Source organism: Terriglobus saanensis SP1PR4 (genome assembly GCF_000179915.2).
GTDB classification, from domain to species: Bacteria; Acidobacteriota; Terriglobia; order Terriglobales; family Acidobacteriaceae; genus Terriglobus; species Terriglobus saanensis.
On record NC_014963.1, the window covers coordinates 2,741,483 to 2,754,024 of the forward strand.

Genomic DNA, 12,542 nt, shown 5'->3' on the forward strand with positions numbered 1-12,542 from the left:
TGCGCAATCCTCCAAGAGAGGCCACCGCATCAGGCAGCCTCTCCTCGAAGATTGTCAGAATCGGATGTGTCCTACAAGCTGAATCTGACGTGGCATATACTGGCCTGTTGACTGGCCAAAGGTTGAGTTTGTGAGATCTCCGGTAGGCTGTGAGAGATTGACTCGATTGAAGGCATTCAGGAACTCTCCACGCAACTCCAATTTACCTGCGTCCCCCAGGAACCTGAGGTTAAAGGCACGCTGTATGGCCACGTTCACACTTACGAAACCCGGTCCGTTATACACATTGCGCCCGAGGTTCCCTTCCCGACCAGCCGCGGGCTTGCCGAAGTCGGATGCTTTGAATACGCCCTTCAGGAAAGCCGATCGATCTGCATTGAGGGACCGGCCGAAAGTTGGGGCATTCGGCACGTCATATCCGTAGCCGTCCGCGTTATAGTCGCCGCCACTTGCATAGGTTGCAGACGTATAGACGTTGAACGGTCTGCCAGATTGCAGAATCACAATCGGAGAGAGAGTGAAGCCGCTCGTTACCGTGTGAAGCAATCCATTGCCCGCACTTGGAATGTTCCACACGGCGTCTGCGGAAAGCCGATGACGCGTGTCGTAATCGGATCGGGCATACTGCCGCTCTGGATGCTGGGCATCGAAGATGGCTTGGCCTCCGCCCACTCCATTGTCGTTGCTGCTGGTGTAGTCAAGGGATTTTCCGTACGTATAGGTCGTATGCATCGTCCATCCCCGCGAGAAGCTTCGCGAAACGCCAAATGCACCAAGGTTAGAGTTTGCAATTCCTGCGTTGTTTCCATACGTCACAGCATTGAAGCTGGTGTTGAGTCGCGTCGAGCTACCTGCATGCGCAATGTAGTCTCCTGCATATCGATTTACATCAGTTTGCAGGTAGAGATCGGTACTCGACGTGCCAAGATAATCGGCTTCAAAGACAAAGCCTTTGATCGCACGCTGCACGCCAAGTGCCCAACTATGCACCAGCGGAGGACGCAGGTTCGGATCGATACCACCGACAGCAGTGCGCGTTCCTACCAGGCCGCCATGGGCGTCGGCGGTATAGCTGATTCCGGGTGGCGGAGCGAAGCCCTGCGCGCCTGAGTTGCTTGTGCCATAAGAGAAGTTTGCGAGCGTGACCCCGGCATTAAAGATGCTCAGAGCCGGATTTGCATACCCAGGAGGGTTAGTGCGCATGTTATTCACATAGGCATACTCGCCCACTTTATTGCTGAAAAGACCATAGCCACCATGGGCAGAGGTCTTTCCATCTCCGAAGACGTCCCATGCGAATCCGATCCTGGGTGCGAATCGGTATTGTGCATTGATCGTTGCTGCGCCGCTAGCGTTACGCGTCTGCATGCTTCCGTTCGCGATCTGGTCGGCGACGGTAGCTCCGGCTCCAGGCGTAAAGAAGGCGACGTTGTTCCTTCCATTCTGCACGGTCGACAAACGACCAAAATAGTCCATGCGCACTCCCAGATTCAGAGTGAAACGAGAGGTGATCTTCCAGTCTTCTTGAACGTAGGGCGCAAGATAAAGCATCATCACACGTTGGTAAAGGTTATGCGCCGTCGTATGTGTCGCCAGATCGACAACGGGGCCACCTTGATAAAAAGGATGATCCGCCGCAAAATCCAGAACATTCAGAAAATAGAAGAAGGGTCGAACAAGTCCATTGGTAAAGTCATCCAGATCCTGCTGCCGGTCCACATCGATGCCAAAGTGCAGGCTATGCTTTCCGCGCGTGTAGGAGATGTTGTCCTGGTAGATAAAGTTGTTCTGTGTCCAGCTTGATGGGCCCCACTGTGAAAAGGTGTCCGTAATGCCGCCAATGTAATAAATGTTTGGAAGCGATGGGATCTTATCTGGTTGATTTCCTGTGTTGCGGGTAAGGCTGACACCGATTTCATTCACAAGCCGCGATGAGAATGTGTGCAGGTAATCGAACTTCGCATAGAGAGTCGCATTGGGATTGATGTAGGAATAAACGGGACGGCCATCCGCGGACTCTCCTTCCGTTGTATTGCGAAACATGCTGAAGAAGACCTTGTCATTGCCCTGGCGCATGTTGTGGTCGAGTCGAAGATGACCCTGAAAGCCATTGCTGATCGGAGAAACATTGATCGTCGCAGTGCCCATAGCAACAAGATCGTTCGGGATCGCCGGTGCCGCGTAGCTGCTTCCATAGGCGGTCTTTACCTGGCCAACGGTGAGGAAGTTCGAGGTTGGCGCATTCTTAGGAGGCGCTTTACTCAAAAACTGCGCACCGAGTGTCGTAGGAAAATTAGTAGTCACGTAATTAGTGAACGCTGGCGTCTCTACGTTCACAATGCGCGTGCTGCCTAAAATCGAACGAAGCCAAAAGAGCGATCCAAAGAAGAACGTCTTGTCCTTCCAGACAGGTCCGCCAACCGTGCCACCGAAATCATTTCGATTGTACTTCGGAACGTCTTTCTGAAATTCAGTTCGAGAGGTCAGCGTCTTGTCCGTGTGGAACTCTGAAATCATGCCGTGAAAGCGGTTCGTTCCAGGCTTGGTAAAAAGCTCGATGAGCGCGCCACTCTGGCGCCCCTTCTCCGCAGAGAAGGTAGAAGCCGTCACCTTCATCTCCTGGATTGTCTCGGGTTCTGGAGTGATGTTGACTACGCCATCCCGCGAATTGCCATTCACAACCGTACCATCCACCTGGTATTCGTTCGTTTCCTGGCGCTGTCCGGCCGCATTGATCTGGAAACCAGATTCCGCGCTGAAGCTATTCGTACCAACCGAGCCCGCGGCAGATATATTTCCGGAGGCGTCTCCAAGTCCCGTTACGCCGGGCGCCAGTGTGGCGACAGAAGCATAAACGTTCTGCCCCACCATGGCCGACTCTTTCATCGTCTCGGTTTCAAGCGTGCGGCCGATGTTGCCCTTTGTTGTCTCGACCATTTCAGCCTGTGCAGTCACATCGACCGTCATGCTCTGCTCGCCGATCGCCAGTTTCGGATAGATCGTACGTACGTCGTGGCCTTCAATGGAAACGTCTTTCTGCTGCCAGGTTTTGAAGCCGCTTGCGTGAACCTCCGCACGATACTTGCCGGGGCCGAGTTGGAGGATGTGGACGTAGCCTTGTCCATCGGCAGTTGCCCTTTGGGCGACTTGCGTTCCCTGGTTGACGAAGATCAACTCCGCTCCTGGAACAGCCGCACCCGTGGAATCGACGACAGTGGCTTCCACGCCACTGGCGAACTGTGCCAAAGCCCTGGAAGGAAAGCACGTGCTTAAGATGACCAAAAGGGAGAGCAGGTAGAACCTAATTCTGTTTATGTTGGACACTGAAAACCTCCCCAATAAAGGGAACTGAGATGTCAGCCGACCTAAGGCTTGGCTGTTTGAATCGTTTCAATTTACGAGCGCGGCCATAGTAGAAATTCTCTTTCTCGCTTGTCAAGATAAAAAATGAGAAATTGATTTCTCGGGTAAAAAGAACTCCTTTTGCAGATCGGAAGACTGCTATACATGCTTTATTTATTGGATATTCATCCATCCTCTGGTTCTAAAAAAGAGTAACGAACGTCATTGCGGGCGCCCTAAATGCAGACCGATATCTCAGAGTGCTGCTTGCGTCCTCTCTCTGAAAGCTTTTATATTGGCTCCCTAATCCAATCGAGGTGTGCAATGGGATTTCGCTGTCTTCTTCAACTCGTGGCGCTTGCCTCAGCCTCCGTTTCCGTGTCGGCATTCGCGCAGGACGCCAATGTCCAGATGCAGGGTGAGCAGATCGCCGGGCCAACATGCGCGGGCCTTCCCCAATGGTTTATGCACTCTGCACCTCGGCCCTGTACTACGGAAGAAGTGCGCACGTGGATCAAGGACGTTCGTCACTGGCGCATAGAACGAAAGATCCGTGTCGGCATGGACGACACCGAGTACAAGCGCCCCGACCTGCTGTGGACACAGTCCAGCTTTGTGCAGCCGCAGATGATGGTGCACGATCGCTTTTTCTACGATCCAAAGACCCGTCATTACTCGGTAGACCGTTACCTCGAAGATGCGAATGCGCGCTATGGAGGCATCGATAGCGTTCTGGTGTGGCCGACGTATCCAAACATCGGCGTCGATGATCGCAACCAGTACGATCTCGTTCGCGATATGCCCGGCGGGTTGGAAGGCGTCAAGAGTTTTGTGGATGCCTTTCACCAGAAGGGCGTGCGCGTTCTCTTTCCGACCATGTTGTGGGACCAGGGAACGCACGTTGAGGGAACAGCCGATGCGGAAGCTCTTTCCAAGGAACTGGTGTCAGTCGGGGCTGATGGTATCAACGGAGACACCCTGCAGGGCGTGCCGCGTTCGTTTCGCGATGCCTCCGATTCACTTCATCATCCACTCGCACTCGAACCGGAGCTTGGCCCAGGTTCGGATGAGATGTTGAACTACAACAACATGACCTGGGGTTACTGGAAGTACGAATTTGTGCCGTCAGTCAGCCGGTACAAATGGCTCGAACCTCGTCATTTGGTGCATATCTCGAACCGCTGGGCACACAATCATGTGGACGATCTGCAATCCGCTTTCTTCAACGGAACTGGCTTCGAATCGTGGGAAAACGTCTGGGGCATCTGGAACCAGATGACGCCGCGCGACGCAGAGGCCTTGCGTCGCATCTCCATCATCGAGCACGCCTACAGCAAGCTACTCGTATCGCAGGATTGGGAACCGCACACGCCGACACAGCAGTACGGAGTCTTTGCCAGCAAATGGCCGAGCGACACTGCAACGTTATGGACCATCGTCAATCGGAACATGTATCCCGTAGGCGGATCAGAACTGACGCTTCCCTTCCGTGAAAACACGCGTTACTACGATCTTTGGAACGGCGTGGAGTTAACGCCGCAGAAGAACGGCGAAAAGATAACACTGGCCTTCTCCATCGAAGCGAATGGCTATGGTGTAATTCTGGCGACCAGCGAACATGCAGAGGATCTGACATCGCTCTTGAAAAAGATGCAGACGCTCAGTCGCAAACCTTTGAGCTCCTACTCCGATCAATGGACGACCCTCCCCCAGCAGATGATTGCGATTGCAAAAACCAAAACGGTCTCACAAAAGCCTGACAGAATGTCGCACATTCCAGCGACCGACTTTCTCTTCCGCGTCAACGGCATCGAGATTGAAGGAACCAACGACGAAGGAGTGGACGTGCAATATGCAGGCGAAACTTCAGCACGGCGCTACCACGAGAACCAGGTTAAAATCGCTTCTTTCTGGATCGATACCTATCCCGTCACCAATGCTGAGTTCAAAAAATTCGTCGACGCAACAAAGTATCGCCCCGCAGACGACCACAATTTTCTCAAGGACTGGACACACAACTCCTTCCCTCCAGGGTGGGAGAACAAGCCGGTCACCTGGGTTTCGATCGAAGATGCACGCGCTTATGCCAGCTGGGCTGGCAAACGCCTTCCACATGAGTGGGAATGGCAGTATGCAGCGCAGGGGAACGACGGAAGAACGTATCCCTGGGGGAATGATTGGATCCGCGACAATATGCCTGCAACAGATAACGGTCGCACGTTGCTGCCCCCAAGCGATGTGGGCGCCCATCCACAGGCAGCGAGCCCATTCGGAGTGCAAGACCTCATTGGGAATGTATGGCAGTGGACCGACGAGTACGTAGACACACACACACGCGCGGCCATTTTGCGAGGCGGAAGCCACTATCAGCCGCAGGGTTCCCGGTGGTATTTCCCGCAGGCGTATAAGCTGTCAGAACACGGCAAATATCTGCTGATGGCGCCGAGCTTGGACAGGTCTGGCACGATTGGCTTCCGCTGTGTGCTGGATGAATAAGACGCACGCATGAAACCTCAAAATAAGAAAAATCCGCCACTCGAACGAGCAACGATGCATGACATCGCCTCACGGGCAGACGTCTCGCTCGGTACGGTTTCGCATGTCATCAATGGGACCGCACCGGTGCGCGATGTCCTCAAGAAGCGTGTACTGCAGGCAATCGACGATCTTGGTTATCAGCCCAATCACCTCTCCCGAGGCCTGCGTCGCAACCAAACCAACCTGATCGGCATGATCATCCCGGACATTATGAATCCGTTCTTTCCTTCGGTAGTTCGGGGGGTCGAAGACATGGCATACAAGGCGTCATATCGCCTTTTGCTATGCAACGCCGACAACGACGTTCAGAAGGAGACGGCCTATCTGAATGATCTCCGATCGTTTCTCCCCGCGGGCATTATCCTCATTCCTTCGCTCGATCATAAGATCGCTTCCCAGGGAGCAGGGCCGCCGGTTGTATGTATGGATCGCGTGCCCAAAGGATGGAAGGGCGACAGCGTAACCGTAGCCAACGAGGCAGGCGGTCACGCGGCAGCGGAACACTTGATAGAGATGGGGCACAAGATCATCGGTATTGTGCGTGGCCCATCGAATGTTGTTACGGCCGAAGAGCGCGTGACCGGATTCGTGAAAGCGATGAAGGCAGCCAGGCTTTCGATTTCGCCTGAATACATTCAGGAAGGCCAGTTTGATCGCGAGAGCGGATACACCTGCACGCTCCGTCTTTTGAATATGCTGCCTCGCCCCACAGCCATCTTCACTGCAAGCGATCTAATGGCGACCGGGGCGCTCGCGGCGATCAAGGCAAGCAAACTGAAGTGTCCCGACGATATTTCAATTGTAAGTTTCGACGGCCTGGCCTTCACCGAACTCACCGAACCAGCATTGACAAGCATCTTCCAGCCCAGCTACCAGCTTGGTTATACGGCCGCTCGTCTCCTGCTGGACAGAATCAATGGCGAGGACTTCCCTCCTCAGAACGTGATGCTTGATACAGAACTTAAGATCAGAGACTCTGTTCGGCGAATTTAGAAATTGCTCAGACTATCGAGAGCCACCGGAATACCTATTGCCAAAATAGGTATTCCGGCCATACACTCTCCAGCATGGCTAAGAATTCCGAACATCGCGATCTCTTCCCCGGCGCTCTGGAGATGATGATTCTCCAATCCCTTCGGCTGAAGCCCATGCATGGCTATGCGCTGGTGAAACACATCAAGCAGGTCTCCGACGATCTGCTTCAAATAGAAGAGGGCTCACTCTATCCGGCGTTGCAGCGGATGTTAAAGGCTGGCTGGCTGGAAGCTGAGGCGGGAACCTCGGCCAAGGGCAGACCAACGAGGATCTATAAGCTCACGACCGCAGGCATGCGCCATCTCGAAAAAGAAGTGGTCAGTTTCGAGAGAATGTTTGCAGGCTTTAGCCGTGTGCTCGCCGCAGCCAAAGCATAGGAGATAGAGCATGTCACGATTCCGTCGCTTCTTTAGCAGAGATCGCCGCTATGACGACCTCTCTGTCTCCATTCAGGAACACCTCGACGAGCGTATCGAGGAACTGATAGAGGAGGGCATGTCGCGCGAAAAGGCTGAACGAACGGCACGTCGCGATTTCGGCAATGTGACAATCCTCCAGGAGCGGAGCCGTGAAGTCTGGCAGTGGCAAAGACTCGAATCGTTGCTAGTGGACCTGAAGCATGTGTGCCGTCGGCTAGGGCGATCGCCGGGCTTCGCGATCACGGTGGTGCTCACGCTGGCCATTGGCATCGGAGCGAATACGGCGATCTTCAGCGTACTCAACAGCGTGCTGATACGGCCGTTGCCCTATCCGGAGCCGGAACAGCTGGTTTCGCTTCATCTCAACGCGCCGGGTGCGCCCGGTCTCGCTGAGTTTCGCAATGAGCTGCGCCTGTCGCCGTCGATGTATCTCACCTTCGCTGGCCAGAACCGTGCCTTTCAGTCAATGGGAGTGTGGGGGCCAGGAACGGCAAGCATCACCGGCATCGCCCAACCAGAGCAGGTCAACACAGCGCTTCTTTCGAGCGGCATTCTTGAAACGCTGCATGTCCCGGCACTCATCGGGCAATGGCTTACGGCCGCCGATCAGGACTCCCATGGCCTGGGACGTGTGATGTTGAGTTATGGCTATTGGCAGCGCCGCTTCAGCGGTGACCCCGCCGTTGTAGGACGCACCATCAGCGTCAATTCTCAGCCGCGTGTGATCGCCGGGGTGATGCCGCGCGGATTCAAGGTCGTCAATTACGACTTCGACCTCCTGGTTCCGCTGGCCCTCGATCCGGTCAAAGAGCAGTTGGCTGGCTTTGCATATCGCGGCATCGCGCGGCTTCGGCCTGGAGTTGCCATCCCGCAGGCAAATGCCGATCTGGCGCGCCTGCTCAACGTATGGATGGACTCGTGGTCCAACGGTCCGGGCACCAACTCCCACTTCTATCTGACCTGGAGAATCACCCCCGCGCTAGAGCCGCTGAAGGAGACTGTGGTGGGCAGCATCCACACGGTTCTCTGGGTGATTATGGGAACAATCGGCGTTGTCATGCTGATCGCCTGCACCAACGTGGCCAACCTGCTATTGGTTCGAGCGGATGCGCGCCAGCAAGAACTTGCAGTCCGCTCAGCGCTTGGCGCAGGACGATGGAGGATTGCGCGTGAGCTCTTGCTGGAGAGCGTGACGCTGGGTCTGTTGGGAGGAGCCGCCGGTGTGGCCGTAGCCTATGGCGGACTCCACCTGTTGTCGGCGATCGGGCCGATGGAACTCCCGCGCTTGAGCGAGATCTCGCTCGACGGTCGCTCCATTACCTTCACACTCATCCTCTCCGTACTCTCCGGTCTCTTCTTCGGTGCCATCCCGGTACTGCGCTATGCCCCTTCGCAGCAGCGCCCGACCTTGCTTGGAGCGATGCGGACGTCGAGCGGAAACCGTGAGAGCCAACGCGGCCGCAACCTACTCGTGATGGCGCAAGTTGCCATGGCGCTCGTGCTGCTCATCAGCGCAGTCCTGATGATCCGCACCTTCCGGGCGATGCGCAATGTCGATCCCGGTTTCTCCAATCCTGCGTCCCTTCAGGTCATGCGCCTCTCCATTCCGGAGACGCTGGTCAGCGATGCCACAACAACCGTGCACCTGCAGAACAATATCCTCGACAAACTGGCTGCGATCCCGGGCGTCTCTTCTGCCGGCTTCGCAGCTTCTGTTCCCATGAGCGGAGCCGAACCGAGCTGGGATCAGATTCTCATCGAAGGGAAAGACTACTCAGCCGAAAATCCCCCGATGCGCCTTTACAACTACGTCTCGCCCGGCTACTTCCACACCGCTGGCACACGTCTCGTAGCCGGGCGCGACTTTACGTGGGCGGAGGTCTACAACGTGAGGCCGATCGGAATCCTATCCGAGAGCCTTGCCCACGAGCTTTGGGGATCGCCGGGTATAGCCATCGGTAAACGGTTTCGAGAGTTCCCAGGCATGCCCTGGCATGAAGTAGTGGGCGTGGTGCAGGATGTACGTGAAAACGGCGTGGATCAGGTCTCGCCCGCAACGGTCTACTGGCCTTCGTTGCTGGGTGATTCCCCCGCTCCGGAGAAGCTGGGAGCCTGGCGCAGGGTCTACTTCGCGATACGCAGCGATCGCGCCGGGACGCAGACCTTTATTAACGAGATGCAACAGGCCGTCTCGTCAGTAAATGCGAATCTGCCGGTCGCAGCCATCAGCACCATGCAGGATATCTATAGCGAATCCATGGCGCGCACTTCGTTCACACTCGTTATGCTTGCGATGGCCGGTGCGATGGCGCTCGCTCTTGGCATCCTTGGCATCTACGGGGTGATCTCGTATGCCGTCTCGCAGCGAACGCGAGAGATTGGCATACGCATCGCGCTGGGCGCGAAGAAGGGTGAACTGGTTTGGATGTTCGTTCGCTCAGCCCTGACGCTTACCGGAGTGGGTACGATCATTGGCCTCGCGGCCGCGGCCGCACTCATGCGCCTGATGCAAACGCTCTTCTTTGGTGTCAGTCCCTTCGATCCCATCACCTTCATGGCTGTACCGGTTGCTCTGATTGCTGCAGCGGCGCTGGCAAGCTATCTGCCAGCGCGCCGTTCTGCTGCTGTCGATCCCGTGGAAGCGCTTCGCGCCGAATGAATCATTTCGAAGGCGATGCAGGCTAGTTGAGCTAGGTCGGGCCTGTCGGCTACATCAGACGGAGGCGTAAGTTCGGTGAGTATCGCGTCGACCACCCGCTACAAAGCGACCCGAAAGCTGGGTGGCGCTACGGGAGCCCGCCTTTGTGAAAGTCAAAGTCCAAAGCGAACACTGCTTGCAGTGAGGTTGTGAGAAGACAAGGCAAAAAGATAAGCGGGATTCGTGCGTGAAGGATCATCATCGTTTCTAATTGCTCGGATTAACACGATAAACAAGTAGAGCGGCAATATCTACGTCGGTTTTGGGGTGGATCACGAAGAACCGATGAAGCTGGAGGAGATAGAACGATGTCTTGCCCCCGTTCGTTGGAATGTTGGCGAGCAGCTTGTAGATGTTCGGATCTTACTGATGGAAGATCGAGATTCCTTGGGTTCCGCTGCCGTAGACTCGCTTCATGACGGGATCATGTCGTCATTTATATTTACAAGCTTCTATGACAGATCGTGTTTAAAGAAACCAAAAAGCGTTGCCAAGATGGCGACTGCGGCGAACAGGAACAGAATCGAGAGTACCAATTTTGACCATGGATTTTCCTTCTCCTGGACCTCACTGCTTCCTTCCGTATGCTTCGTGAACATCAAAAAAAGACGCCTGCCCCGTCCGGATTTAATCGTGTTCAGCATGAGACCCCAGTTGTTCTTCACTCTTTGCAACTCCAATGCTGCACCGGCAGACATAAGGAATGCATAAAGACGCTACAAAAGATCTTGGAATCGATAGCCGATATAGTTTTCCGTAAGTAGATACCTTGGATTGGAAGGGTCATCCTCAATCTTTCTCCGAAGTTGGCTGATATACGTGCGAAGATATTCGCGCTCATTTCCGTATTCATCCCCCCATACCTCGGACAGAAGTTTGTGATGTGTGATTGGCGTTCCCGCGTGCCGCATCAGAACATGCGTCAGTTCGAACTCTTTGGGCGTTAGATGAAGCTCAGCGCCATTCTTTGTTAGGCGACGCGCCAAAGGATCGATTTTCAACTCCCCAATCTCAATCGGGCCAAGTTCGCTTCCTTCGGGCTGGCGCACCCGTCTCACGCCAGCCCGCATGCGCGCGGCCAATTCAGGAAGTCCGAAGGGCTTGGTAACATAATCATCCGCACCGGCATCCAAAGCAGCAATCTTATCCTCGTCCCGGTTACGCACAGTGAGTACGATGATGGACAAACAGGGATGTGCGGCACGAATTTTCTCGCACGCAGACATGCCGCCCATACCTGGCATATTGAGATCCAGTAACACCACCTCGAATTTATGATTTCGAAGTTCCACCAGAGCGGTCTCTCCGTTTGGTGCCTCCATGATTTCAAAGCCCAGCGCGCTCAAAGTTGCTGACAGTGTGTGTCGCAGCGCAACATCATCTTCAACAATCAAAACCGTTCCGTGACTCATCTCCGAACTCCCTCGAGTGGAATGGAAACGTGAAACGTAGTTCCCTTTTCAGGGTCACTTTCGATCCAAATCCGTCCGTTATGGGCTTCCACTGCTCGCCTCGCGACCGAAAGGCCGATGCCAGTGCCTGGTGCACCGTGTTCGACTGAGGGGCTTCGGAAATATCGCTCAAACACAAGTTCTCTCTCTTCCGCAGGGATGTAGGAACCCTCGTTGTGAATCGCAATTTCTATCTCTTCCAAGAACACCCTCACGGACATCAGCACCTTTGAACCACCCAGACTGTATTTCAACGCGTTCTCTAACAACTGGACGAGCGCCATCCGCACTAGATCCTGATCCATGTCGCACTCGATCCTGCTCTCTGGAAAGCAGGGGACGATGCGACTGATATCGAACTCGATCCGCAACTCTTCCACGGCTGATTCAAAAATGTCACGGAGACTAGTCTTATGCTTCTGAACGAAGAGCTCGCGAGACTCCAGCTTCGAAGTGCGCAGCAACTTATCAGTCAGTGTCGCAAGGTAAGAGGCTTGATTTTCGATGACTTCGGCCAACTCTATTTGCAACGGGGACAGGTTTCCCAATTCCTTTAATCCCGAACTGGAAACCAGAATGGTAGTCAGAGGCGTTTTGACTGCATGGGCAAGACCGTCGAGCACCGCGGTCCTTAGCTGTTCTGAGACCATCTGCGAAGCTGCCGTCACTTCTGCCTTGAGAGCCCTGATTCTTTCCAAATGAGTTGCAAGCAGAGTCGCAACCGTATCCGCCATGAGCAGTTCCAGCTCACCGTGAAAATAGATCGTACCAACGGTACGCACCCCGAAACGAAGAAGACGTATTCGTTGGTCTTTTGATGGCAGATTGAAATCCTTCATAGCTCGGAAGGAAGCCTGTAAAGAATCGAATGAGTCGGATGCATCTCCGGAGTAGCTAAACGATCTCTCGCGATCGTCCCAAATCCCCACACCGTAAAGCCGAAGTTTCTCCTGTATCAAAGCGCAAAACTGCTCGCCCCCCGAGCTATTCCAATCGATGAGCAACGTACTTCGTGAGATCTCATAGAGCGCGCGTTGCTGCTGTTCCGCTTCTTTCAAC

The 12,542-nt window shown here is 54.6% G+C and carries 7 protein-coding genes; 4 read left to right on the forward strand and 3 right to left on the reverse strand.

Annotation, left to right across the window (positions count from 1 at the left end; all coding sequences use genetic code 11):
* Nucleotides 1-54: 54 nt before the first annotated feature.
* Nucleotides 55-3,246, reverse strand: coding sequence for a TonB-dependent receptor (locus ACIPR4_RS11245; protein ID WP_041586051.1), 3,192 nt, complete (start codon nucleotides 3,244-3,246; stop codon nucleotides 55-57).
* Nucleotides 3,247-3,666: 420 nt separating this feature from the next.
* Here ACIPR4_RS11245 and ACIPR4_RS11250 point away from each other — a divergent pair, with 420 nt between their 5' ends.
* The 4 genes from ACIPR4_RS11250 (at nucleotide 3,667) to ACIPR4_RS11265 (ending at nucleotide 9,993) form a co-directional block, all read left to right on the forward strand.
* Nucleotides 3,667-5,838, forward strand: a complete 2,172-nt coding sequence (locus ACIPR4_RS11250; protein ID WP_013568793.1) for a formylglycine-generating enzyme family protein — start codon at nucleotides 3,667-3,669, stop codon at nucleotides 5,836-5,838.
* Nucleotides 5,839-5,847: 9 nt separating this feature from the next.
* Nucleotides 5,848-6,873, forward strand: a complete 1,026-nt coding sequence (locus ACIPR4_RS11255; protein WP_144312400.1) for a LacI family DNA-binding transcriptional regulator — start codon at nucleotides 5,848-5,850, stop codon at nucleotides 6,871-6,873.
* A 74-nt stretch (nucleotides 6,874-6,947) separates the two neighbouring features.
* Nucleotides 6,948-7,292 carry a PadR family transcriptional regulator gene (locus ACIPR4_RS11260; protein ID WP_013568795.1) on the forward strand — a complete coding sequence of 115 codons (345 nt, stop codon included), beginning with the start codon at nucleotides 6,948-6,950 and terminating at the stop codon, nucleotides 7,290-7,292.
* Between the two features lie 10 nt (nucleotides 7,293-7,302).
* Nucleotides 7,303-9,993, forward strand: coding sequence for an ABC transporter permease (locus ACIPR4_RS11265; RefSeq protein ID WP_013568796.1), 2,691 nt, complete (start codon nucleotides 7,303-7,305; stop codon nucleotides 9,991-9,993).
* A 755-nt stretch (nucleotides 9,994-10,748) separates the two neighbouring features.
* Here the strand turns inward: ACIPR4_RS11265 and ACIPR4_RS11275 are convergent.
* Together ACIPR4_RS11275 and ACIPR4_RS11280 are read right to left on the reverse strand one after the other, a co-directional pair.
* The gene (locus ACIPR4_RS11275) at nucleotides 10,749-11,444 is read right to left on the reverse strand and encodes a response regulator transcription factor (RefSeq protein WP_013568798.1); all 696 of its coding nucleotides are present in this window, start codon (nucleotides 11,442-11,444) and stop codon (nucleotides 10,749-10,751) included.
* The gene (locus ACIPR4_RS11280; RefSeq protein WP_245536310.1) at nucleotides 11,441-12,541 is read right to left on the reverse strand and encodes a sensor histidine kinase; all 1,101 of its coding nucleotides are present in this window, start codon (nucleotides 12,539-12,541) and stop codon (nucleotides 11,441-11,443) included. The genes ACIPR4_RS11275 and ACIPR4_RS11280 overlap by 4 nt, the downstream gene beginning before the upstream one ends.
* Nucleotide 12,542 lies beyond the last annotated feature (1 nt).